This window comes from Ruegeria sp. AH3, from assembly GCF_056536265.1.
In genome coordinates, this window is sequence record NZ_JBQFJL010000001.1 from 1,345,221 (window position 1) to 1,368,351 (window position 23,131).

A 23,131-nucleotide genomic window follows, 5' to 3' on the forward strand; every position below is an offset into this window, starting at 1 on the left:
TAATTCTGACTTGAGGAGATGTGCCGGATGCCCAGCTTGAAACGGAAACTCTGGCACAGTGGTGACCGACTCAGTTGTGTGGTCTGTACCATCCCCTCGGCAGTTGTAACGCAGGCAATCGCGGCCTGTGGCGTCGACTCGATTGTCGTCGATCTGGAACATGGCGCGGTCGATTATGCCTCGGCCCACGCCATGATCGCCGCGACCGCAGGCACAGATTGTGCGCCTTTGGTACGGGTGGCCGAGAATGACCCTGCACAGGTGAAACGCGCGCTGGATCTTGGAGCGGAAGGGATCATGTTCCCCCTGATCCGCACGGCAGACGAGGCGCGTCAAGCCGTGGCCAGCCTGCGGTACCCACCCGACGGGACGCGCGGGTTCGGCCCATTCATTTCTCAATCGCGCTGGGGCAAGGATTTCGGGACTTACGCGCCAGACATTCAGCCCGAACTAATCTGTTGCCTTCTCGTTGAAACCGCCGAAGCCGTAGAGAATATCGAAGAAATCTGCGCCGTTCCCGGAATTGATCTGCTAATACCCGCTCAGTTTGATCTAAGCACCGATCTGGGCCTCATGGGGCAATTCGATCATCCTGATATTCTGGCTGCGGTCGCGCGTATCGAAGCTGCGGCCAGGAAAGCGAATCTGCCCCTCGGCAATGTCGCCCTGACCGAGGACCGCGCCCTTAGCTTGTTTGACAATGGTTATCGGCTGGTCGGCGGCTTTGACGCCCTGTGGCTGCGGGAAAAGGCGCTGCAAATCCGGGGCTGGTGCAATACGTAAGCGATGTCGCAAACAGGACAGTATTGCCTCTGAACCGGATACAGGCTTCCGAAAAATCTGAGGGAGTTCCAACGTGAAAACTACTACACGCGTTGCGGTTATCGGCGGTGGGGTCGTCGGCTGTTCCGTTCTGTATCACCTGACCAAATTGGGCTGGTCTGATGTCATGCTGCTGGAACGCTCGGAACTGACAAGCGGTTCAACCTGGCACGCAGCGGGCGGGTTTCACACCTTGAATGGCGACACCAATATGGCCGCACTTCAGGGTTACACGATCCGGCTTTACAAGGAGCTGGAAGAGATCACTGGTATGTCCTGCGGCCTGCACCATGTTGGCGGCGTTACGTTGGCCGACAATCAGGACCGCTTCGACATGCTGCTGGCCGAGCGTGCCAAGCATCGTTTCATGGGGCTGGAGACTGAAATCGTCGGTCCGGACGAAATCAAGAAGATCGCCCCTATCACCAACACTGACGGTATCCTCGGTGCGCTTTACGATCCTCTGGACGGGCATCTGGATCCGTCAGGCACAACCCACGCCTATGCCAAGGCCGCGCGAATGGGAGGCGCCACGATTGAGACCCACTGCATGGTGCGCGAGACCAACCAGCGCCCGGATGACACCTGGGATGTGGTCACCGACAAAGGCACCATTCATGCCGAACACGTGGTTAATGCTGGTGGCTTGTGGGCGCGCGAAGTTGGGGCGATGGCGGGCATCTACTTCCCGCTCCACCCTATGGAACACCAGTATCTGGTCACCGACGCCATCCCCGAGATTGAGGCGATCATCGACGCGGGCGGCGAGCATCCGCATGTGATGGACCCGGCGGGCGAAAGCTATTTGCGGCAGGAAGGGCGCGGTCTGTGCATCGGCTTCTATGAACAGCCCTGCAAGCCCTGGGCTGTGGATGGCACACCATGGGAGTTCGGGCATGAGCTGCTGCCCGATGATTATGACAAGATCACCGACAGTATCGAATTCGCCTATCGCCGCTTTCCGGTTCTGGCCGAGGCTGGTGTCAAATCGGTCATCCACGGGCCTTTTACCTTTGCGCCAGATGGCAACCCACTGGTGGGGCCGATCCCCGGCGTGCGCAACTACTGGTCAGCTTGCGGCGTCATGGCTGGCTTCAGCCAGGGTGGCGGTGTCGGCCTGACGCTGGCGCAATGGATGATCGAAGGCGAACCGGAACGGGACGTCTTCGCGATGGACGTAGCTCGCTTTGGTGATTGGATCAGCCCCGGCTACACACGCCCCAAGGTGGTCGAGAACTATCAGAAACGATTCAGTGTGGCCTATCCCAACGAGGAGCTGCCAGCCGCGCGCCCAAACCGCACCACGCCGATGTATGACATCTTCTCAGATCTCGGCGCGGTCTGGGGACAGCAATACGGGCTTGAGGTTCCGAACTATTTCGCACAAGGCGATGAGCCGGGATATGAAACGCCCTCATTCCGCCGCTCGGACGCGTTTGACGCCACAGGGCGCGAGGTACGGGCGGTGCGCGAAGGGGTTGGCATCAACGAGGTGCACAATTTCGGCAAGTACCGCATCACCGGGTCCGGTGCGCGGGGCTGGCTCGACCAGCTCATGGCGGGTCGGATTCCGAAACCCGGCCGCCTGTCTCTGACGCCGATGCTATCGCCCAAGGGCAAGCTGATCGGCGATTTCACCGTCTCATGCCTGAGCGAGACCGAGTTCCAGCTGACTGCCTCATATGGCAGCCAAGCCTTTCACCTACGTTGGTTCCAGCAGAACGCTCAGGATGGTGTGCAGGTCGAGAATATCAGCGATCGCCTGAACGGTTTCCAAATCGCCGGGCCAAAAGCGACCGAGGTTCTGGCCGGTTGCACGCGCGACGATATCAGCGCTCTTCGTTTCCTTGACGTGCGTCGCATGACGGTCGGCATGACTGACTGTATCGTTCAGCGCGTCAGCTACACCGGCGATCTTGGCTATGAGATCTATTGCGATCCTATGGCGCAGCGGCAGCTTTGGTGGACCTTGTGGCAGGCAGGGCAACCGCTTGGCATGGTCCCCTTCGGGATGCGCGCAATGATGAGCCTGCGATTGGACAAGTTCTTTGGCTCGTGGATGCGGGAGTTCTCACCCGATTATACAGCTGCCGAGACCGGGCTGGATCGGTTCATTTCTTTCTCGAAATCCGCCCGGTTCATCGGGCGCGCGGCAGCAGAAGCCGAACGCCCGGCCCGTAAGTTGGTGGCTTTCGAGGTCGACGCTGATGACGCAGATGTCAACGCCTATGAACCGATCTGGCTGGAGGGCGAGGTTGTCGGTTTCTGCACCTCAGGCGGCTATTCCCACTACGCTCGGAAATCTATCGCGATGGGTTTCCTGCCTATCGAACGTGCGATGGCAGGTCAGGAAGTCGAGATTGAAATCCTCGGGCAGATGCGCGGTGCACGCGTGACCACCTCCCCCCTGTTCGACCCGGATGGAGCGCGAATGCGGGGGTGACTCGGCGCACAACCGGGGGCATGGTCGCTAGATGAGCGCGATTCCCATTATCCTTCTGGCCGCCGGGCAATCCAGTCGCATGGGCGGTGCGGATAAGCTGTTGCAACGGATTGACGGGGTTCCGCTCCTGCGTCGGTCTGCCCTTGCAGCACTGGCCGCTGGCCCAGTAATCGCCGCCCTGCCGCCCAGGCCGCATCCACGCTATGCGGCGCTGGATGGGCTCGATATCACCCGCGCCGAAATTGCCAACGCCACAGAAGGCATGAATGCCAGTCTGCGTGGCGCGATGGCTCTGGTCCCGGCAACCGCGCCTGCGGTGATGGTACTTTTGGCGGATTTGCCTGACCTGACATCAAGTGATCTCCGCTCCGTACTGCTGTCGAGGTCACAGTATCCGGATAATCTGGTTTGGCGTGGTGCGACCAACGATGGCGCACCCGGCCATCCGGTGATTTTCGATCAAGCGTTGTTCCACGCTCTCAAGGAATTGACCGGCGACACCGGCGCCCAGGAAATCGTTAAACAGTGCAAGGGCAAAGTTCACTTGCACTGCCTGCCGGACAATCACGCTCTGCTGGATCTGGATACGCCAACGGATTGGGAGAAGTGGCGATCAAACCGAACGCTGAAATGAACACGGCCCGGTCGCGAACGACCGGGCCGGTTGCCCAAAAACAGGACTACCACTTTCACCAATCTCTCTAGCGCGGTCAGATCACCAAACAGGTTGTCTGACTATACGCTGCCGAACCTAAACAAGACCCCCTCGTTAACATGCCGCTCAGCGCTATGGAGACTGAGATGCGCCTTCAACACCCCCTAGTGTCTCAGGCCCCCCTCACTTGGGCAATTACATCGTCGCCTATCAGGTGCTTTCAAACAACGTAAAATTGGAAGAATTGGTAAATTTCCACAAAATCGACTTGGCGCTTGCGCAACAATGCAACAGTCTGGAATCTCGCTTGAGTTGTACATTAAGCCGCTCACCACATTACCTAATGTGAATATGGCCTTTGGGGCCTATTGTTTCCAATTTGTTTTAAGGCATCTTTACCAATCGCCAGAAACACGTCCCTCGGGGAGAAACAACTTTAAGGTGATCTTCGGTGATTTGACCAGAGGTGCGGTTTATTTGTTAACGAAACTGATTCAATTCGGCGCTTTTTCCTGACTGTCGACGATGTCGGCAACAATCGACCGATTCGCCCTACGTAAGCTTGGCTGATTCCCGCTCATGCGCGGTTGGTGAACAACCGCATAGGAAGGACAGAAAACGGCAAAATTAAGGTTTCTTAATTTTTCACTCAGGAACTGCAAAGATTGACTGGGCATCTCCTGTCTCAAGCGCGGGCTCAACCGCCATACAAAGACAGGAGTCAAAATGAGCATCCGTAAATCCTCACTGCTTTTCCCACGCACGACTAGCTGGATGGGCGCAAGCGCACTGGGCGCGGCCATGCTGGCCACCACCGCCCTGCCCGCGATGGCAGACGAGGCGCTGGCAGAACTGGTTGAAACCGTATCACCCTCAGTCGTTACGATCATCGCCAAGCAAGACACAGCACCAGTCCTGACGCAGGGACAGGAGTTCGATTTCGAAGGGCACCCCTTTGGTGAGTTCTTCAAACGCTTCGGCGGACCGGAAGGTTTCCAGATGCCGCAGCGTGGTCCGAGCCAAGGTCTTGGCTCTGGTTTCGTCTTGGACGAGGCTGGATACATTGTCACCAACCACCATGTGGTCGACAACTCGACGGAAATAACTGTCCGCTTGAGTGACAACCGCACCTTCGAGGCAGAGATCGTAGGCACCGACCCGCTGACTGATATCGCTGTTTTGAAGATTGATGTAGGCGAAGATCTGCAAGCCGTACAAATGGGCGACAGCGATGCCATCCGAGTGGGTGAAGACGTGGTCGCCATCGGCAACCCCTTCGGGCTCAACTCAACTGTCACAACGGGTATCGTGTCGGCTAAGGGCCGCAATATCTCGGAAGGACCTTATGCCGAGTTCATTCAGACGGATGCGGCCATCAACAAGGGCAACTCGGGCGGTCCGCTGTTCAACATGGAAGGTGAAGTGATCGGCGTGAACTCTGCCATCTACTCACCTAGCGGCGGCTCGGTCGGCCTCGGATTTGCTGTGACCTCAAACATCGTGGATCACATCACTGCGGACCTGCGCGATGACGGTCAGGTCAGCCGCGGATGGCTGGGTGTGTCGATCCAGAATGTCAGCCCCGAACTGGCGGCAGCGATGGGCGTCGAGACGGCGACCGGCGCGCTCGTGTCCGATGTGGTGACCGACAGCCCGGCGGATGGCGCGCTGCAACAAGGTGACGTGATTCTCAGCTTCAACGGAGAACCCGTTGATTCCAGTAGTGATCTACCGATCCTGGTTGGCACCACCAAGGTGGGTACTGACAGTGTTCTGACAGTTCTTCGCAATGGAAAAGAAGAACAGATTGAACTGACCATTGGCCAGCATCAGTCTGCCTCAGCCGAGACCGACAGCGTAGTCGAGGACAAGTTCGAAGGCACTTCGCTGGGTGTGACGGTTGCTCCGCTGACCGAAACGGCACGTGCGGAAATGGGCGTGGGCGAGAATGTGGACGGCGTGGTTGTCACCGACCTCAAGCCCGAAAGCCCTGCAGCAAAGGCTGGTTTGCAGCGCGGCGATGTGATCGTGCGGCTGGGTAATCTGGACACCGCGACCCCGGACGCGCTGAAAGACGCGCTGGAAAGCGAAAAGACCGATCCGGCTCTGGTGCTGATCAATCGCGGCGGCAACCAAATCTTCGTCGCGGTCAAGATCGCCTGAGCCACAACACCTAAGCGCGCCACATGATGGGGAAATCTGGTGCGCTTATTCCGGAGGGTGCGGATTGTCCACGTACCACTGGGACAGCCGGGTGCGGCATCGCACCCGGCATGTTTTTTTCAAAGAGTATCTGTGTTTATATCCTATTGGGAAAGGAGCCCCGACCATGAGCAGACGCCTGTTGATTGTTGAGGATGATCAGGAGACCCGTGATTTCATCGCCAAAGGCTTTGGCGAGGAAGGCTATGTGGTCGAAGTCGCGTCGGATGGCCGCGAGGGCCTTTATCATGCGACTGATGGCGGTTTCGATGCCGTTGTTCTGGATCGAATGCTGCCGGGGCTGGATGGTTTGTCGTTGATCAAGTCCATGCGGGCTGCGGGGTTGAAGACGCCCGTGTTGATGCTGACCGCGATGAGCGCGGTTGATGAACGGGTCAAAGGCCTCCGTGCCGGGGCGGATGACTATCTGGTCAAACCTTTCTCGTTTCAGGAATTGCACGCCCGGATCGAGGCCTTGCTGCGCCGTCCGCAGGAAGCAGAAGAAACTCCAACTCTGGCTTGCCGCGATCTCGAAATGGACCTGCTTACGCGTAAAGTCACACGCAACGGGCGCGAGATCACCCTCACCCCGCGTGAATTCCAGATATTGGAGTACTTCCTGCGCCGCAAAAACCGCGTCGTCTCTCGCACTATGCTGCTGGAAGGCGTCTGGGACTATCACTTTGACCCCAACACAAATGTAGTCGACGTCCATATCTCGAAACTGCGCCGCCAGCTTGATGAAGAAGGTGCCGACCCGATGATCGAGACAGTAAGGGGCGCTGGGTACATGGTCTCGGATGCCTGACCTGCGCCTGTCGCTGAGGAATGCGCGCACCCGGCTGGTCATGGCCAGCATGGTGCTGAGTACATTGCTGACCGCAGCGGTACTGGTAACCGTTTACGTGACCGCCAATCGCACAATCTCGGATGAGACACGATCCGTCGTACAGGCAGAACTCACGGGTCTGGCGGATGAATACGAACGCCTTGGCATGATCGGATTGATCACCGCAATCGAACGTCGCCTGCCCACCGCAGCCCAGCGGGACGCCCTATATTTGCTTACAGGTCGGCAAGGCACCAAGCTGGCAGGCAACCTGGCCCATTGGCCCGAAGGGATCACGCCGGGCAGCGGCTGGGTCGAATTGCAATTGCGCCGCGAAGACAGCGACCAGACGGTTCCAATATCGGCTGCGTCCGTTCGGCTGCCCGGTGGCGAACGGTTGCTGGTCGGACGCGATGCGTTGGCGCGCCAGCAGTTCGACCGCGCTCTGTTTCGGTCCGTCGCATTGGCGCTCGGGACTGCCCTTGCGTTGAGTCTGCTGACAGGTTGGCTGCTGACACGTCTGGTGTTCTCACGTCTCAAAGATATCGCTGACACGGCCGATAACATCGTTTCGGGCGATCTGGCTTTGCGTATGCCATTGCGCGGTACGGGTGACGAGTTCGATCAGGTCTCGGGCACGCTCAACAACATGCTGGATAAGATCGAAGAGCTGATCAGTAATCTTCGAACCACTTCGAATTCCATTGCGCATGATCTGCGTTCACCGCTTTCGCGCCTGCGCCAGCGGGTCGAGTCGCTGGCTGAGCCTGACAAAAGCGACCAGGAGCGTGATATCGATCTGGCCCGCGCTACAAGTGAGATTGATCATTTGCTACGGGTTCTCAGCCAACTTACCGAAATCTCGCGCGCCGAAGCCGGTCTGGGCCGCGAGCAGTTCGAACCAGTGAATTTACAGCAACTGGTTAGCGACGTGGTCGAACTCTATGAACCCGTCGCCGCAGATCAGAATATTCGGTTGGAGGTCAAAGGCAGAACCGAGCCGATACAAGGTCACCGCCCTTTACTGTCACAGGCCCTCTCAAACCTCCTGGAAAACGCCATGCGCTACGCTCCGGCGGGTACTGCGATCACCATCGAAATCCGCGAAGATGGCGCCTTCACATTGCTGAGCGTTCGTGACCGTGGCCCCGGTGTGCCCGAGCGTGATTTGCCAAGATTGCAGATGCCCTTCGTCACTCTGGACCCTGCCCGCACCGAGCGCAATGCGGGCCTCGGGTTGGCTCTGGTGGCTGCAATCTCGCACATGCATGGCGGCAAGTTCATTGCAAAGAACCGAAAGCCCGGTCTGGAAACTATTATAAAGCTGGCGTGAACGTCGCGAAGCGCATTAACAATGGCAGTTAATACACTGCTGTATCAAATAAATAGCGTTAAAGAACTGCAGGTAAAGCAGTGTAACCCCGGAAGCGGATACGACCGCCTTGTTTGCGATCAGGTAAAAGCTTGTACTCGGGGTATCTGTGCAGAAAACGACCCAGTGCGATCCGCCCTTCCAGCCGAGCGAGCGTCAGGCCAACACAGACATGCGGACCACCTGCGAAGGCCAGATGCCGGTTGGGTTTGCGGGCAATGTCGAACCGGCTCGGATCATCGAACACCGCAGGATCCCGGTTGGCGGCGCCGATGCAGAGGTGCAGATTGGTGCCTTTGGGTATATGCAGGCCCTCAAGTTCTATATCAGCCGTGGTTTCACGATTGCCGAACTGGTTCGGTGAGCGGAAGCGTAAAACCTCCTCAACCGTCGAGTTGATCAGCGCGTCATCGTGCAACAGACGCGCGCAATGCTCCGGATGATCATGCAGCAGCGCCAAACCGTTGCCGATCAAGTTGGTCGTTGTTTCATGACCCGCATTCAGGATGAAGATGCAGTTCTGCAGCAGTTCAATCTCGCTGAGTTGTGCATCCGCCCCCTCACACCGGATCAAGCGGGTCAATACGTCCGTTTCCGGGTCACCCGGATTGGCACGACGGCGCGCAACGAGGTCTTCAAGATAAGCTTTGAACTCGGTCACCGCCCGATGCCCGGTCTCCAACTGTACCTCGGTCAAAGACGGTTCCAGCGCGCCCAGAATAGCCAGAGACCAGTCGCGCAGCGGCCCGCGTTCTGACATGGGCACGTCCAGCAGGTTCCCGATGATCTGAATTGGAATCGTCGATGCAAAATCCTCGATCAGGTCCACCTGATCCCGGCCTGCCATCGCATCCAACAGCGTATCGACGGTTTGGATCAACCCCGGCTCCATTCGTGCAATGGCGCGGGGTGTCAGGGCCGAGGTCATGATCTTGCGCACCCGCGTGTGCAACGGCGGGTCAGAGAATACCAGAGAAGTGGTATGGTGTTCGAAGAGTGGTGAGCCCGCTCCGAATTTCGGTCCAAAGGCGGCCTTCTTGTCCGATGAATAAAGCGTGGTGTCGCGATAGACGCGATCCAGATCAGCGTGGCGCGACAAAAGAACAGACCCATCGGGCTGCGGCAGCACCGGCGCGTGTTCCAGTAACGCATCATAGATCGGGAACGGATCATCGATAAAGCCCGCAGGTGGGTTCATCAGGTCCAGATTTTGCGCCAATTCTTCGTAGCTTACACGACTCATTGCATCCTCCCTGCCCCGTCACTTGCCTAACGCAAGGAACAGACCCAAACAACTCTGCGCGGGTGACATTCGACAAGGCTCAGGCTAAGACAGAGGCATGTCTGAACCGGTCTCTTCGATCAGAAACCTTGGCCCAGCCTTCGAGCAAGCCTGCGCGCGTGCGGGCATTCATTCCGCTCAAGAGTTGCGGGACTTAGGCGCGGATGAGGCCTATGCGCGCCTTCTGCAATCCGGCTCGCGCCCGCATTTCATTGGCTACTATGTGCTGGTGATGGGTCTGCAGGGCCGTCCCTGGAACGACTGCAAAGGCGAAGAAAAGAAGGCGCTGCGCAAGAGGTTTGATGCGATCAAGGCCGGGGTGAGCCGGGCGCCGGAAAGCCAGATGGTCTCGGATCTGGACGCCGTGGGCGTTCGTGTGACCGCTGCGGACCTCAAACCCGTTTGAGAAAGAAAAAGGCCGCCCCAAAAAGGAGCGGCCCAATCTGTTCACCGATGTGGAGGCTTAGCCAACCAGCTCGATGCCCGAGAAGAAGTAGGCGATCTCAACCGCTGCTGTCTCAGGTGCGTCCGAACCATGGACCGAGTTTTCGCCAACTGATTCAGCGAACTCAGCGCGGATGGTGCCAGCTGCTGCGTCTGCAGGGTTGGTTGCGCCCATGACTTCACGGTTCTTGGCAATGGCGCCTTCGCCTTCCAGAACCTGAACAACAACAGGGGCCGACGACATGAATTCGCACAGTTCGTCATAGAACGGACGCTCGGCATGTACTTCGTAGAACTTGCCAGCTTGCTCTTTGGTCATGTGGATGCGCTTTTGCGCGACGATGCGCAGGCCCGCTTCTTCGAATTTGGCGTTGATCTTGCCAGTCAGGTTGCGGCGGGTTGCATCGGGTTTGATGATCGAGAATGTGCGTTCCAGTGCCATATCGGCCTCTCCTTACAATGTGGCGCGGGTCCGCGCCGAAATCCATCGCGCGCCGCCTAACATGGTATTTGCTTCAAGAAAAGTAGAATGATGCCTTTGCGGTCAGATCGTATCGGGAAGCGGCTCCAGACGATCCACGCGACGCACATAGAGTACCGCAAGAAGGCCGATGAAACTGCTGCCGCACATCATGCTCAGCACCAGATAAGGTCCGTTTTCCGGGCTGACAAACGCGCCGGTCATCGACGTCAGGATCGCCCCAAGCGCCACGATCATCGCACCTGAAAGCCCCGCCGCACTGCCGGCCAGCTTGGGGCGCACGGACATGACACCGGCGGTCGCATTGGCGTTTGTCAATCCGTTGCCGAACCCCACACAGATGGCCGACCCGAAGAACACCCAGACTGACCCCAGGCCAGCTATGAACAGAAGTAACCCGCAAAACGGTCCGGTCGAGGCCACTATCCGCCCGATCAGGATCATTGTGGTCAGTCGTGTGCGTGCCGCGATCCGTCCCGTCACAAAATTACCGACCATGAATCCGCCCGTGATGATGCCGATCCCAAGACCCAGCATGGCCGGACTCAAATCGAACCATGCCGCAGCCACCAAAGGCGCTCCGGTGATGAAGCTGAAAAAACCCCCTATCGAGAACGATACGCAAAGGGCATAGCCCCAGAATCGGCGCGCTCGAAAGAGGTGTGGGTATTCGCGCAATTGGGCCGAGAAGGTTGAGGCGCGGATGAGATTTGTCTCGCCCATATCAAGCCACAGAAGGGCCAGCAGCCCTGCCCCCAACAGCGAATACAGAACAAACCCCGCGCGCCATCCAAACAGCATGTCCAACGCGCCGCCCAACATCGGACCCAACATCGGCGCAAGCGCCATCGCCATGGCGATATAACCCAGTTTGCTCGCGGCCTCATTCGGAGGATATCGGTCCCGGATCGAGGCGCTGGACAACACCGATCCTGCCACGACTACCGCCTGCAGCAGGCGAAAGCCCAGGAACAGCCAGATCGACTCGGCCATGACGCAGCCGATCGAGGCAATGACGAAGATCGTCATGCAGACCAACAGCACGGGCCTGCGTCCAAAGCGATCTGACAGCGGTCCCATGATCAACTGTAGCACGGCAGATACGGCCAGATACCCCGCAACCGACAGGTTCACGAGGCCGTAGTCCACCGCGAAATCCTCGCTCATATGCGCCAGTGAGGGCAGAAACATATTCAGGGACAGCACAGACAGCGCCGTGGCAAAGATCAGCGTGATCAAACTGGGGGGCGTCTGGGCCGCGCGCATGTCGAAAACCGTTTCAAAAAAGCAAACGAAACAGCGCTAACACATTGCCTGACGTTTGAACATGCCAAGCCGCTGGCGGCGGCATCGTGGCTCTGCTAAGAGCGGCCTCATGTTACGGATCGAAGATATCAGCTATGCCGTTGAGGGCCGCCCTTTGTTCAATGGGGCCAGCGCGACTATCCCTGATGGTCACAAGGTTGGCCTTGTGGGCCGCAACGGGACCGGCAAAACCACTCTTTTTCGCCTCATCCGGGGCGAGCTTGCGTTGGAGTCGGGCAATATCTCGATCCCGAAACGCGCCCGGATTGGCGGTGTTGCGCAAGAGGTGCCCTCGTCCGATGTTTCGCTGATCAATACTGTCCTCGCCGCCGATACCGAACGCAGCGCGTTAATGGCCGAGGCTGAAAGCGCCGAAGACCCCGCGCGCATTGCCGATATCCAGACCCGTCTGGCCGATATCGACGCCTGGTCGGCTGAGGCACGGGCAGCGTCGATCCTTAAAGGTCTGGGGTTTGATGACGAAGATCAACTGAAACCCTGTTCCGATTTCTCGGGCGGCTGGCGGATGCGCGTGGCCCTCGCGGCGGTGCTGTTCTCTCAGCCCGATCTGCTATTGCTGGACGAACCGACCAACTATCTGGATCTTGAAGGCGCACTGTGGCTTGAAAGCTATCTGGCGAAGTATCCTCACACGGTGATCATCATCAGCCATGACCGCGGGCTGCTGAACCGCGCCGTGGGGTCGATCCTGCATCTGGAAGATCGCAAGCTCACCTATTACGCAGTCCCTTACGACAAGTTCGCCGAACGCCGGGCGGAACGTCTGGCGCAAGCGGAGTCGGAGAACGCCAAGGCCAAGGCCCGCATCGCCCATCTGCAGAGTTTCGTGGATCGCTTCCGTTATAAAGCGTCGAAGGCCGTACAGGCCCAGTCCCGCCTGAAGATGATCGAGCGCATCCAACTGGTTTCAACCCCGCAAGAGGCCGCCTTGCGCGCATTCTCGTTTCCCGAGCCCGAGGAGCTATCGCCGCCGATCATCCAGATTGAAGGCGGTGTGACCGGCTATGGCGAGATTGAGGTACTGCGCCGCCTGAATCTGCGGATTGATCAGGATGACCGGATCGCATTGCTGGGCAAGAACGGTCAGGGCAAGTCGACCCTGTCCAAGCTGCTTTCCGACCGCCTGCCCCTGATGGCAGGCAAGATGAGCCGCTCTAACAAGTTGCGCATCGGGTATTTCGCGCAGCATCAGGTAGATGAGCTTTATGTGGACGAGACCCCTCTGGACCACTTACGGCGCCTGCGCCCAGACGAGGCTCCGGGCAAATGGCGGTCGCGTCTGGCCGGGTTTGGTCTGAACGCGGATCAGGCAGAGACTGTGGTCGGTCGACTATCAGGCGGTCAGAAAGCCCGCCTGTCACTGCTGATCGCCACAATCGACGCACCGCATATGCTGATCCTTGACGAGCCAACCAACCACTTGGACATCGAAAGCCGCGAAGCGCTGGTCGAAGCACTGACTGCATATTCCGGCGCGGTTGTGCTGGTCAGTCATGACATGCACCTGCTGTCGCTCGTAGCAGACCGGCTGTGGCTGGTCTCGGACGGGACGGTAAAGCCGTTTGACGGCGATCTGGAGACCTATCGTGCCCTGCTGCTGGCCCGTGACAAGCCGGTGAAAGAGAAACCGCAATCCGCCAAGCCCAAGCGCCCCTCGCGCGATACCATGCTGGCGCTGCGCGCTGATCTGCGCAAATGCGAGGATCGGATCGAGAAACTGACGGACATGCACGACAAACTCTCGGCCAAACTGGCGGACCCGGCATTATATGAGGATGACAAGATCAACGATCTGGAAACCTGGAACCGAAAATTCGCCGAGGTCACTGAAGCGATGCAAAAGGCCGAAACCCTCTGGGTCGCGGCCGCCGAACGCTTGGAACAGGCAGAGAATGCAGCATGATTGAAATGGCCTTCTTCATCACAGCGTTCACCACCATGTTCGTGGTGATCGACCCGTTTGGCACCACACCGATCTTCGTCGCCCTGACGCAAGACATGGATGCCGCGACGCGCCGCAAGATCGCCATCCGCAGTTGCCTGACTGCGGTGTGTATCCTGATCGCCTTCGCCGCATTTGGTGAGGCTGTACTGGGCTTTGTCGGCATTTCAATGGAGGCCTTCCGCGTGGCCGGTGGTGCGCTGCTGTTTCTGACCGCGCTCGACATGCTGTTCGACCGCCGCACCAAACGCCGCGAGGATCGGGCCGAGGAGGAAGAGCATCCTGACCCGTCCGTATTCCCTCTGGCCATTCCCCTGATCGCAGGGCCCGGATCAATTGCTACCATCATCCTGCTGGCTGGCCAGAACCCGGGCATTCAGGGCATTGCCGCCGCCTGTGCCGTGATGCTGGCAGTCATGATCGTGGTTTTTGTGTTCTTTCTGGCCGGAGGCGTGATCGCTCGCATTCTGGGCAAGACGGGGCTGAACGTGCTGACCCGGCTACTGGGTATGCTGCTGGCCGCGCTGTCGGTGCAGTTCATTCTGGATGGTCTCAAGGCCTTTGGTTTCGCTTCCTGAGCCCCCATATATATGGCTAACCAACTGAGTACGGGTGACGGAATGGATGGCGAGAATATCGGGCGTTTGACCTATCTGGTGTTGCTGGCTGCTGCACTGCTGATGTGGTTCATCACCCAAAACCGTCAATCACTGGGCAAGACGATGCAACAGGTCGCCGCCTGGGTGTTCATCTTTGTCGGCGTCATTGCTGTGATCGGGCTTTGGGACGACATCCGCTCGACCGTTGGCCCTTCGACTCAGCTAACAGTGACTGACCACCGGATCGAGGTGCCCCGGTCATATGACGGGCATTATTACCTGCCGATGCTGGTGAACGGCAAAGCGGTGACCTTTCTGGTCGATACCGGTGCCAGCAACATTGTCCTGAGCGACAAGGATGCCGCGCGCGCCGGGATCGATACTACGCGGCTGACCTATCTTGGGCGCGCTGCGACTGCGAATGGTATGGTACGCACGGCTCCGGTGCGTTTGGACAGCCTCGCGCTCGGGCCGATCACGGACCGCAATGTGCAGGCCTCAATCACCGAGGGCGAACTGAACCAGTCGTTGCTGGGTATGGCGTACCTGCAGCGCTTCTCGAACGTCCAATTCGCTGATGGACGTCTGATATTGTCGCGCTGACGACATTCCCCAATTGAGAACAAAGTGAGAACATGCTAATCTGCTGGCATGTCCACCCAGCTTCTTGGCCGCAAACCCGCACGCACCCCGCCCGGAGTGGTCCTGCATCCACAGATCAGCCTGCAACTGGCCCGTGTGCACGAGGCCTGCGGCCCCGCGCGCCGCAGCTTTGCCATGTGGCTGGCAGGGCAGACGCAAGGGCCGGTGATGTGGATTTGCCCTGAATGGGAGATCGGGCAATTGCACCCCGAAGGTATGCTGCCCTTTGCCGATCCCTCGCGCTTTCTGCTGGTTCGTCCGTCGAAGGCCGAAGACCTGCTGTGGTGTATGGAGGAGGCCCTGCGCAGCGGCGCAGTCCCACTTGTCATCGGCGATCTGCCCGGCCCGCCGGGGCTGACCCCGGTCCGGCGCCTGCATCTGGCCGCAGAACAGGGCGGCGCGGTGGGGCAAGCTCCGCTGGGAGTGTTGTTGACCCCCGATGATGGAGGTGCGCAAGGGATCGAGACGCGCTGGCATATGGCCCCTACCTATTGCGATGCAGGCCAAGGCTGGACCCTGACCCGCCGCCGCGCCCGTTCGCAACCGCCTGCCAGTTGGATCGTCACGCAGACCACCGATCAGACCACGATACATCTGCAACGGACCGAGACCAAAGACACGACTGAGTGACAGCCGACCAGTCACGCAACTTGTGACTGGTCAAAACCGCAGTCGCGCCCTAGCGTTCCGGGATGACCCACGCGATCCATGATAGCCGCTATTCCTGGCTGCGCCTGCTGATCACTCTGGCCATTGCCACAGTGGTCAATGTGGGCATGTGGGCCGTCATCGTGGTAATGCCCGCCATCGAGGCACAATTTAGTGCCGGACGGGCCGAGGCGTCGTTGCCTTATGTCCTGACCATGATCGGCTTTGCGCTCGGCAATATGTGGCTGGGCCAGTTGGTGGATCGGCTAGGCGTGACCAAAGCCCTGATTGGCGCGGCAGCTCTGAGTGCCATCAGCTATCTACTCGCCACGCTGGCCCCGAACATGATGCTGCTGTCGCTGGCGCATCTGTTGTTGGGGCTGGGTACAGCGGTTGGGTTTGGGCCACTGATCGCCGATATCTCTCACTGGTTCATGCGGCGGCGCGGGATCGCCGTGGCTCTGGTCGCCAGCGGAAACTATTTGTCGGGTGCTATCTGGCCCACGCTGCTTTCGGGCATTCTGGAGCGCGAGGGCTGGCAAGAGGTCTATCTGGCCCTCGCCCTGATCACTCTGGCCACCGTGATCCCTCTGTCCCTTTTGCTGCGCCGCCCCCTGCCCGTCGATGCACACAGCACCGCCGCTGCCGCGGCCCAGTTCCGAGCGCAGAGCGTGGGCCTGTCGCCGCGCGCGCTGCAATACATCCTCGGGCTTGCCGGGATCGGCTGTTGCGTGGCGATGTCGATGCCACAGGTTCACATCGTCTCGTATTGCGTGGGGCTGGGCTATGGTCCGGCGGTCGGGGCCGAGATGCTGTCACTGATGCTGCTAGGCGGCGTGGTGAGCCGGGTAATCTCGGGCCTTGTGGCCGACAAGCTGGGTGGGTTGACCACCTTGCTGATCGGCTCGGTCCTGCAATGCATAGCGCTGTTTCTGTTTCTTCCCTATGACGGGATGGTCTCGCTTTATGTCATCAGCATGCTCTTTGGTCTTGCGCAGGGGGGCATCGTTCCCAGCTATGCGCTGGTGGTGCGTGAGTACATGCCCCCGCAAGAAGCGGGCGCTCGAGTCGGGTTTGTCATGATGATGACCATCATGGGCATGGCACTTGGCGGCTGGATGTCGGGATGGATTTACGACGTAACCGGAAATTATCAATTGGCCTTTATCAACGGCATCCTCTGGAACGGCCTGAACATCGCCATCCTGCTAACATTGATGAAGCGGTCACGCCCCCGAGGACGAGAGGTCATGGCATGACATATCTGACTCGACGCACCCTGATCGCGGGCCTGTTTGCCCTGCCCCTTGCAAGCACCGCGCAAACGGCTTTGATTCCTTATGTTCTTGCACCCAAGGGGACCTCGGTCGGTTTCACCTTCGATCTTTCGGGCGTGGCGCAATCAGGGACAATGCCGATCCGGTCCGCCGATATTCAGATCGACACCAAACGCCTTCAGAACAGCCGGGTCGATGTGGTGCTGGACGTGGCGGACGCGCGCACCAAATTGCCCTTTGCCCGCGGTCCGATGCTGGGCCAAAGCGTGCTGGACGCAAAAAGCCACCCAACGATCCGCTTCACCTCGACCAAGATACAACTCGGCCCCACTGGTCGCATTTCTGAGGGCGCAACTGTCACCGGTGACCTCACCGTACGCGGGGTAACACGACCCGTAACGCTGATGGCCAACCTCTACCGGATGCCAGGAAGTGCCGTTGACGATCTGGATGTCTTGTCCATACGGCTGGTCGGTGCGCTGAACCGGCATGAATTCGGTGCCTCAGGCTATCCGGATCTGGTGCAGGAGACTGTCGGATTGAATATCCATGCTGAGATTCTGCGGGAGAGCTGAGTTAGAAAAGCAGAAAAACGACCTGCTAAAGTCGAATAGTTGCGCGAAAAATCTGAGCGTGACGCCAAGTTGATCCCATCATGCGCACGATCATTTCCTTTGCCGCCCTGTTTCTTTCAGTCATTCTGCTGCAGCTTTCGACCGGCGGCGTTGGCCCGCTGGACGCGATCTCGGGCCTGACGCTGAACTTCTCTACGGAACAGATCGGCCTTTTGGGTTCGGCGCATTTCCTGGGCTTCTTCATCGGTTGCTGGTGGGCCCCGCGCCTGATGGGCAGCGTCGGCCACTCCCGTGCATTTGCCGTCTGCACGGCCTTGGGTGCGATGGGTCTTCTGGGGCATACCCTGACGGAAGACCCGCGCATCTGGGCCATCCTGAGGATCGCCTCGGGCACCTGCGTCGCAGGATGCTACACGGTGATTGAAGCCTGGCTGAACGCCAAGGTCACAAACGACTCGCGCGGTCGCGTCATGGGCAGCTACCGCATCGCGGACCTTGGTGCGTCGCTCTGCGCGCAGTTGATCATCGCGGTTCTGCCACCCGCGTCATATGTCTCGTACAATCTGCTGGCGATCTTGTGCTGCGCCTCGCTTTTGCCTCTGGCGCTAACACGTGCCAGCCAACCCCAAACGCCTGAGGCACCACGACTGCGCCCTCGGATGGCATGGCAGAACTCACCGCTGGCCGTCGCCGGAGTGATCGTCTCGGCGCTCAGCTCGGCCTCGTTCCGGATGGTTGGTCCGGTCTACGGGCAGGAGGTTGGGTTGGGCGTGGATCAGATCGCATTCTTCCTCGCCTCATTCGTTCTGGGTGGGGCGCTGGCGCAATATCCGCTGGGATGGCTCGCCGACAAATACGATCGTCGATGGGTATTGATCTGGCTATCGGCTGCGGCTGTACTGAGTTGCGGCATCACCATGGCTGCAAGCGGGGCTGGAACGCTGGGCGTAATGCTGGCCGCCGGGTTCTTTGGCCTGACTACCTTTCCGATCTTCTCGGTCTCTTCAGCCCACGCCAATGATTTCGCCACCACCGAACAACGCGTTGAGCTGTCTGCGGCGCTGATGTTCTGGTATGCGCTCGGTGCCATCGCCTCGCCCTATGTTTCTTCGACGCTGATTCAACAGTTCGGGCCAGGCGCATTGTTTGCTTTTGTGGCCGTGGGTCATCTGGGGCTCATCATGTTCGGGCTGGCCCGGATGCGGTCGCGCCCAACACCGGACGAGCGAACGAACTACGTTTATGCCCCACGCACATCCTTCACCATCGGACGCCTTCTGAAACGGTCGCGGGAGGAATAGAAACCCTATTCAGATGGTTCGGATGGTGGAGACGACTGGATCATTTCATCCAAAATAGCCCCGGCTTCATACCCAAGCAAATCGACTTCCATCCGCCTTGGATCACCGAACGCCCAGGCCCCCACATGTCGCTGCATGCGCTCATACCCGACATAATCGGCCATAGCTTTGTTTCCGTGCGCGTTCTCAGCAAACATAACCTGTCCGGCGGCAACTTTCTGGGGCATCACCCGTTCCAGATACAGCTCAACAACATTAACCCCGGTCACGTTCGAGCCGCCGTGATGTACGACATAAATCTTGTCCCAATCATCCTGACTGAGTGCCGCGCGGGCATCTGAGACGGCCTTGTGCAATGCGGTCAACTCAACACGCGCAGCCTCCCGCATATTGGCCGCCCAAATCGGTCGCATGTCATTTATCGCCTTTGATACATCCTGAGGGGTCAGCGTTCCGCGGTCGACCGATCCACGGACGAATGTACGGGCTGTTTCCAGCAATTGCCGTTGTTTCGCGATCGCGTCCTTTGAAAGATCAAGCTGATCAATTGACGCCAGCAACGTATCTATTGCTTGCGCGATCCCCTCAAAATCTTCCTTCCAACGCGCATCTCCAGCCTCATCCTCAGGCCATGGGGTGACTGCACCTATGATCCCCAACAGAACGTGTGAAGTGGATTTGAAGATCAGATAGTCTGAATCGTTGCGCGGATAAGAAATCTCGCCATCCTCGGTCATGACGGTTACGTCGCGGGCAATGACCATGACTGGCCGGGTTTGAGCCGTCAGTACAGCCTGACCCCGTTTGAAAATCGAAAGCATCGCCTTGTCGAAGGTATCGATGGCGGTCAGGGCGTCGCTTTGTTCTGCCGATAGGCTGGTCGGCGATAGAAGTGTGGTCATGAAAATGACGGCTACGCGAATACACCGCGTCAAATACGAGTGATGCATAAATTCCCCCGTAAAATCACTTGCAGGACCATCATACACAGATCAGGGATTTCGCGAAGGTGGCGTTTGTATGGGTTTCTGAAGCTTCAACGCTGAAACCGGGCTTTTGCTAATCCCTCACATACTGTAGACGGGCGCGCAGTTAGTTACGTGGAAACGCAAAATGGCTCGGATTCTCATCACCTCGGCGATCCCCTATATCAACGGGATCAAGCACCTCGGCAACCTGATCGGCTCGCAATTGCCTGCCGATCTTTATGCACGTTATCAGCGTGGCCGGGGGAATGAGGTCATGTTCCTGTGCGCCACGGATGAACACGGCACCCCGGCCGAGCTGGCAGCGGCCAAAGCAGGTAAGCCGGTAGCCGAGTATTGCGCCGAGATGTATGGCGTTCAGGCCGACATCGCCAATCGCTTTGGCCTGAGCTTCGATCACTTTGGCCGCTCGTCCAGCGAGCAGAACAAAGTGTTGACCCAGCATTTCGCAGGCAAGCTGGATGAGGCCGGACTGATCCGCGAGGTCAGTGAAAAGCAGGTCTATTCCAACGCAGATAAACGCTTTTTGCCTGACCGTTATATTGAGGGCACCTGCCCCAATTGCGGCTATGGCCGCGCGCGAGGCGATCAGTGCGAGAATTGCACCAAGCAGCTGGACCCGACAGATCTGATCGAGCCGCGTTCGGCCATCTCGGGCTCGACTGATTTGGAGGTGCGCGAGACAAAGCACCTGTACCTGCGTCAATCCGCGATGAAAGACCAGCTGGACGCATGGATCGATTCCAAAACCGACTGGCCGATCCTGACGACCTCGATTGCCAAGAAGTGGCTGCATGACGGAGACGGCCTGCAAGACCGCGGCATCACCCGCGATCTGGATTGGGGCGTGCCGGTCAAGAAAGGTGATCAGGACTGGCCCGGAATGGAGGGCAAAGTCTTCTATGTCTGGTTCGACGCACCCATCGAATATATCGCTTGCGCCAAGGAATGGGCAGACGCGAGCGGCAAGCCGGACGCCGAGTGGGAGCGTTGGTGGCGCACCGACAAGGGTGCCGATGATGTGCGTTACGTGCAATTCATGGGCAAGGACAACGTCCCATTCCACACGCTCAGCTTCCCGGCAACCATTCTGGGTTCGGGCGAGCCGTGGAAGATGGTCGACCACCTGAAATCGTTCAACTATCTGAACTATGATGGGGGTCAGTTCTCGACCAGCCAGGGGCGCGGTGTGTTCATGGACCAGGCGCTGGCCATCTTGCCCGCTGATTACTGGCGCTGGTGGCTGCTCAGCCACGCGCCCGAGAGCAGCGACAGTGAGTTCACATGGGAGAACTTCCAGCAATCGGTGAACAAAGACCTTGCCGACGTGCTGGGCAACTTTGTCAGCCGGATCACCAAGTTCTGCCGCTCGAAATTCGGCGAAGCCGTACCCGAAGGCGGTGCGTTTGGCGAGCGTGAGAAGGCTTTGGTCGCTGAATTGACCAAACGCGTGCGGGCATACGAAGGCTTTATGGAGGCGATGGAAGTTCGCAAATCCGCTCAGGAATTGCGGGCCATCTGGGTTGCGGGCAATGAATATCTGCAATCTGCAGCACCGTGGTCGACCTTCAAGGAAGATCCGGAACAGGCCGCCGCGCAGGTGCGGCTGGGTCTGAACCTGATCCGGCTTTACGCCGTGCTCAGCGCGCCCTTCATTCCCGACACATCTGCACGGATGCTGAGCGCGATGAACACGCTCGACACCAGCTGGCCTGATGATGTGGAGGCCGCACTGTCCGCCCTGCCCGCTGGTCACGAGTTCACCGTACCTGATGTGCTATTTGCCAAGATTGCGGACGAACAACGCGAAGAATGGCAGGAAAAGTTCGCCGGAGTGCGAGACTAATCTAACCTAACTCACCTTTCTTAGACCGGGGGCCTGCATTGGCATCCGGTCTTTTCGTTTTGGGGTTCTTCGTCTTGCACGCCACGCCGCACGGCTGAGCTTCCGCACCTAACCCTGCCGCCCGGCTGAAAAATTTCCGCAGCTTGATACGGCGCTCGCTTCGTCAACACGCTTGAGAAATTATGTCAAAGCGGCCATCCTGACCAAAATGTGTTCGACTCGTCGCAGCAACCGTTCTGCTGCGGCGCGCTTTCTGTAATCTTGACGAGGCATTCATCATGTCCCCTGAATTTGCACCTACGCCCCTTCACCGCCGCGGATCGGCCAGAGCTTTGGGCGCAACCCTCGCTCTGTTGTTCGGTTTCGTGCTCGCGCAGAGTGCGATTGCGCAGGACCAAAGTGAAGCACCTGCCCCCAAGGTCTCGATCGCGGCAGCCTATACGCAAGAGATCACGGATGAGGCGACCTTTATCGGGCGCGCAGAAGCCATTAACAAAGTCGATATCGTCGCGCGTGTCAGTGGATTTCTGGAAAGTCAGGAAGTTGAGGACGGCGCGCTGGTGAATGAAGGCGAACTTCTCTTCAAGATCGAACCTGACCTTTACGAAGCCACGGTGCAATCGCGAAAGGCGGATCTCGACCGGGCTGAGGCCAATCTTGAACTGGCCAAAGTCGACCTGGCCCGTAAAGAAGAGCTTTATAAGCGCGAAGCAACACCCGAATCCGAACGCGATATTGCGCGAGCCAACGAATTGGTGGCCGAGGCTGAAGTCAAAGCTGCGAATGCCGCCATTCAACAGGCCGAGCTGGACCTGAGCTATACCGAAATCCATGCGCCCTTCACCGGTCGTCTTGGACGCGTTACGACAAGTGTCGGGGACGTGGTTGGCCCCAACAATCCGCCATTGGTCAACCTCGTCAGCGAAGCGCCGATCTATGTGAATTTCTCGCTGAACGAAAAACAGTTTACGACCGTTCTTCAACAAGTTGGCGAAAGCGCGGCATCTCTGGCAGAAAGCAACAAAAGCCCGAATGTCCACGTCACCCTGCCCAATGGCACCGAACTGGATGAAACTGGCGAGATCATCTTTGTCGACAACCGCATCGACCCTCTGACCGGGGCGATCACGGTGCGCGCTCAGTTCGATAATACCGACCGCCTGATCATCGACGGAGCGTTCCTGAACGTCCAGATCGAAGCACTCGAGCCCACGCTGCAGGTATTGATCCCGCAGGCCGCGCTACAACGCGACCAGCGCGGAGAGTTCGTTCTGGTGGTCAACGACAAACAGATGGTCGAGCAGCGCTATATCACCACCGGTGACACGGTGGACTCGGCCATTATCGTGTCGGACGGTCTGCGCGAAGGCGAAAGTGTGATCGTCGAGGGCCTGCAACGGGTACGCCCGGGCGTGGCCGTCGATGCGGTTGTCGCCTCTGAACAGCCGGGAGAATAATC

Annotated in this window: 20 protein-coding genes; 16 read left to right on the forward strand and 4 right to left on the reverse strand. The window is 58.6% G+C overall.

Annotation, left to right across the window (positions count from 1 at the left end; genetic code table 11):
- Nucleotides 1–27: 27 nt before the first annotated feature.
- From ACR3EM_RS06690 to ACR3EM_RS06715, 6 genes are all read left to right on the forward strand, one after another.
- Nucleotides 28–783: an HpcH/HpaI aldolase family protein gene (locus tag ACR3EM_RS06690; protein WP_480470020.1), complete on the forward strand. Its 756-nt coding sequence runs from the start codon at nucleotides 28–30 to the stop codon at nucleotides 781–783.
- A gap of 73 nt (nucleotides 784–856) precedes the next feature.
- Entirely contained in the window at nucleotides 857–3,265 is a 2,409-nt protein-coding gene (locus ACR3EM_RS06695; protein ID WP_480470021.1) for a GcvT family protein, read from the forward strand.
- 31 nt (nucleotides 3,266–3,296) lie between these two features.
- A complete protein-coding gene (locus ACR3EM_RS06700) occupies nucleotides 3,297–3,899 on the forward strand; it encodes a nucleotidyltransferase family protein (protein ID WP_480470022.1) in 603 nt (200 codons plus the stop codon).
- Between the two features lie 747 nt (nucleotides 3,900–4,646).
- A complete protein-coding gene (locus ACR3EM_RS06705) occupies nucleotides 4,647–6,083 on the forward strand; it encodes a DegQ family serine endoprotease (protein WP_480470023.1) in 1,437 nt (478 codons plus the stop codon).
- A 166-nt stretch (nucleotides 6,084–6,249) separates the two neighbouring features.
- Nucleotides 6,250–6,930, forward strand: a complete 681-nt coding sequence (locus tag ACR3EM_RS06710; RefSeq protein WP_480470024.1) for a response regulator transcription factor — start codon at nucleotides 6,250–6,252, stop codon at nucleotides 6,928–6,930.
- A complete protein-coding gene (locus ACR3EM_RS06715) occupies nucleotides 6,923–8,284 on the forward strand; it encodes a sensor histidine kinase (protein WP_480470025.1) in 1,362 nt (453 codons plus the stop codon). Before ACR3EM_RS06710 ends, ACR3EM_RS06715 begins: the two co-directional genes overlap by 8 nt.
- Before the next feature lie 58 nt (nucleotides 8,285–8,342).
- Here the strand turns inward: ACR3EM_RS06715 and ACR3EM_RS06720 are convergent, their stop codons facing one another.
- Nucleotides 8,343–9,566 (reverse strand): cytochrome P450, encoded by a 1,224-nt coding sequence (locus tag ACR3EM_RS06720; protein WP_480470026.1) that lies wholly within the window; start codon nucleotides 9,564–9,566, stop codon nucleotides 8,343–8,345.
- 97 nt (nucleotides 9,567–9,663) lie between these two features.
- Between ACR3EM_RS06720 and ACR3EM_RS06725 the strand changes: the two genes are divergently transcribed.
- On the forward strand, nucleotides 9,664–10,011 hold the full coding sequence (locus ACR3EM_RS06725; protein WP_480470027.1) for a TfoX/Sxy family protein: 348 nt from the start codon (nucleotides 9,664–9,666) through the stop codon (nucleotides 10,009–10,011).
- Between the two features lie 57 nt (nucleotides 10,012–10,068).
- Here the strand turns inward: ACR3EM_RS06725 and ndk are convergent, their stop codons facing one another.
- Together ndk and ACR3EM_RS06735 are read right to left on the reverse strand one after the other, a co-directional pair.
- Nucleotides 10,069–10,491 carry a nucleoside-diphosphate kinase gene (gene ndk, locus ACR3EM_RS06730; protein WP_155143779.1) on the reverse strand — a complete coding sequence of 141 codons (423 nt, stop codon included), beginning with the start codon at nucleotides 10,489–10,491 and terminating at the stop codon, nucleotides 10,069–10,071.
- A 102-nt stretch (nucleotides 10,492–10,593) separates the two neighbouring features.
- Nucleotides 10,594–11,796 (reverse strand): multidrug effflux MFS transporter, encoded by a 1,203-nt coding sequence (locus ACR3EM_RS06735; RefSeq protein WP_480470028.1) that lies wholly within the window; start codon nucleotides 11,794–11,796, stop codon nucleotides 10,594–10,596.
- Between the two features lie 109 nt (nucleotides 11,797–11,905).
- On the opposite strand from ACR3EM_RS06735, the gene ACR3EM_RS06740 reads away from it, so the two are divergent.
- The 7 genes from ACR3EM_RS06740 to ACR3EM_RS06770 all read left to right on the forward strand — a co-directional run bounded on the left by ACR3EM_RS06740 (nucleotide 11,906) and on the right by ACR3EM_RS06770 (nucleotide 18,840).
- A complete protein-coding gene (locus tag ACR3EM_RS06740; protein WP_480470029.1) occupies nucleotides 11,906–13,759 on the forward strand; it encodes an ABC-F family ATP-binding cassette domain-containing protein in 1,854 nt (617 codons plus the stop codon).
- Nucleotides 13,756–14,376: a MarC family protein gene (locus ACR3EM_RS06745; protein WP_480470030.1), complete on the forward strand. Its 621-nt coding sequence runs from the start codon at nucleotides 13,756–13,758 to the stop codon at nucleotides 14,374–14,376. The genes ACR3EM_RS06740 and ACR3EM_RS06745 overlap by 4 nt, the downstream gene beginning before the upstream one ends.
- A gap of 42 nt (nucleotides 14,377–14,418) precedes the next feature.
- Nucleotides 14,419–15,000, forward strand: a complete 582-nt coding sequence (locus tag ACR3EM_RS06750) for a retropepsin-like aspartic protease family protein (RefSeq protein ID WP_480471901.1) — start codon at nucleotides 14,419–14,421, stop codon at nucleotides 14,998–15,000.
- A gap of 48 nt (nucleotides 15,001–15,048) precedes the next feature.
- Nucleotides 15,049–15,669 carry an ImuA family protein gene (locus tag ACR3EM_RS06755; protein ID WP_480470031.1) on the forward strand — a complete coding sequence of 207 codons (621 nt, stop codon included), beginning with the start codon at nucleotides 15,049–15,051 and terminating at the stop codon, nucleotides 15,667–15,669.
- 62 nt (nucleotides 15,670–15,731) lie between these two features.
- Entirely contained in the window at nucleotides 15,732–16,946 is a 1,215-nt protein-coding gene (locus tag ACR3EM_RS06760) for an MFS transporter (protein ID WP_480470032.1), read from the forward strand.
- A complete protein-coding gene (locus tag ACR3EM_RS06765) occupies nucleotides 16,943–17,539 on the forward strand; it encodes a YceI family protein (RefSeq protein ID WP_480470033.1) in 597 nt (198 codons plus the stop codon). Before ACR3EM_RS06760 ends, ACR3EM_RS06765 begins: the two co-directional genes overlap by 4 nt.
- A gap of 80 nt (nucleotides 17,540–17,619) precedes the next feature.
- On the forward strand, nucleotides 17,620–18,840 hold the full coding sequence (locus tag ACR3EM_RS06770) for an MFS transporter (protein ID WP_480470034.1): 1,221 nt from the start codon (nucleotides 17,620–17,622) through the stop codon (nucleotides 18,838–18,840).
- A 5-nt stretch (nucleotides 18,841–18,845) separates the two neighbouring features.
- On the opposite strand, the gene ACR3EM_RS06775 is transcribed toward ACR3EM_RS06770, so the two are convergent.
- The gene (locus tag ACR3EM_RS06775) at nucleotides 18,846–19,742 is read right to left on the reverse strand and encodes a hypothetical protein (RefSeq protein ID WP_480470035.1); all 897 of its coding nucleotides are present in this window, start codon (nucleotides 19,740–19,742) and stop codon (nucleotides 18,846–18,848) included.
- Nucleotides 19,743–19,953: 211 nt separating this feature from the next.
- Here ACR3EM_RS06775 and metG point away from each other — a divergent pair, with 211 nt between their 5' ends.
- Both metG and ACR3EM_RS06785 read left to right on the forward strand, forming a co-directional pair.
- Nucleotides 19,954–21,672 (forward strand): methionine--tRNA ligase, encoded by a 1,719-nt coding sequence (gene metG, locus ACR3EM_RS06780; RefSeq protein WP_480470036.1) that lies wholly within the window; start codon nucleotides 19,954–19,956, stop codon nucleotides 21,670–21,672.
- Between the two features lie 278 nt (nucleotides 21,673–21,950).
- A complete protein-coding gene (locus ACR3EM_RS06785) occupies nucleotides 21,951–23,129 on the forward strand; it encodes an efflux RND transporter periplasmic adaptor subunit (protein ID WP_480470037.1) in 1,179 nt (392 codons plus the stop codon).
- Nucleotides 23,130–23,131: the final 2 nt, after the last annotated feature.

Bases quoted from the DNA above. Each gene is read 5' to 3' on its own strand.
- ACR3EM_RS06690 (WP_480470020.1), top strand. From the start codon at position 28: ATGCCCAGCTTGAAACGGAAACTCTGGCACAGTGGTGACCGACTCAGT.
- ACR3EM_RS06700 (WP_480470022.1), top strand. From the start codon at position 3,297: ATGAGCGCGATTCCCATTATCCTTCTGGCCGCCGGGCAATCCAGTCGC.
- ACR3EM_RS06705 (WP_480470023.1), top strand. From the start codon at position 4,647: ATGAGCATCCGTAAATCCTCACTGCTTTTCCCACGCACGACTAGCTGG.
- ACR3EM_RS06710 (WP_480470024.1), top strand. From the start codon at position 6,250: ATGAGCAGACGCCTGTTGATTGTTGAGGATGATCAGGAGACCCGTGAT.
- ACR3EM_RS06715 (WP_480470025.1), top strand. From the start codon at position 6,923: ATGCCTGACCTGCGCCTGTCGCTGAGGAATGCGCGCACCCGGCTGGTC.
- ACR3EM_RS06720 (WP_480470026.1), bottom strand. From the start codon at position 9,566: ATGAGTCGTGTAAGCTACGAAGAATTGGCGCAAAATCTGGACCTGATG.
- ACR3EM_RS06725 (WP_480470027.1), top strand. From the start codon at position 9,664: ATGTCTGAACCGGTCTCTTCGATCAGAAACCTTGGCCCAGCCTTCGAG.
- ndk (WP_155143779.1), bottom strand. From the start codon at position 10,491: ATGGCACTGGAACGCACATTCTCGATCATCAAACCCGATGCAACCCGC.
- ACR3EM_RS06735 (WP_480470028.1), bottom strand. From the start codon at position 11,796: ATGCGCGCGGCCCAGACGCCCCCCAGTTTGATCACGCTGATCTTTGCC.
- ACR3EM_RS06740 (WP_480470029.1), top strand. From the start codon at position 11,906: ATGTTACGGATCGAAGATATCAGCTATGCCGTTGAGGGCCGCCCTTTG.
- ACR3EM_RS06745 (WP_480470030.1), top strand. From the start codon at position 13,756: ATGATTGAAATGGCCTTCTTCATCACAGCGTTCACCACCATGTTCGTG.
- ACR3EM_RS06750 (WP_480471901.1), top strand. From the start codon at position 14,419: ATGGATGGCGAGAATATCGGGCGTTTGACCTATCTGGTGTTGCTGGCT.
- ACR3EM_RS06755 (WP_480470031.1), top strand. From the start codon at position 15,049: ATGTCCACCCAGCTTCTTGGCCGCAAACCCGCACGCACCCCGCCCGGA.
- ACR3EM_RS06760 (WP_480470032.1), top strand. From the start codon at position 15,732: ATGACCCACGCGATCCATGATAGCCGCTATTCCTGGCTGCGCCTGCTG.
- ACR3EM_RS06765 (WP_480470033.1), top strand. From the start codon at position 16,943: ATGACATATCTGACTCGACGCACCCTGATCGCGGGCCTGTTTGCCCTG.
- ACR3EM_RS06770 (WP_480470034.1), top strand. From the start codon at position 17,620: ATGCGCACGATCATTTCCTTTGCCGCCCTGTTTCTTTCAGTCATTCTG.
- ACR3EM_RS06775 (WP_480470035.1), bottom strand. From the start codon at position 19,742: ATGACCACACTTCTATCGCCGACCAGCCTATCGGCAGAACAAAGCGAC.
- metG (WP_480470036.1), top strand. From the start codon at position 19,954: ATGGCTCGGATTCTCATCACCTCGGCGATCCCCTATATCAACGGGATC.
- ACR3EM_RS06785 (WP_480470037.1), top strand. From the start codon at position 21,951: ATGTCCCCTGAATTTGCACCTACGCCCCTTCACCGCCGCGGATCGGCC.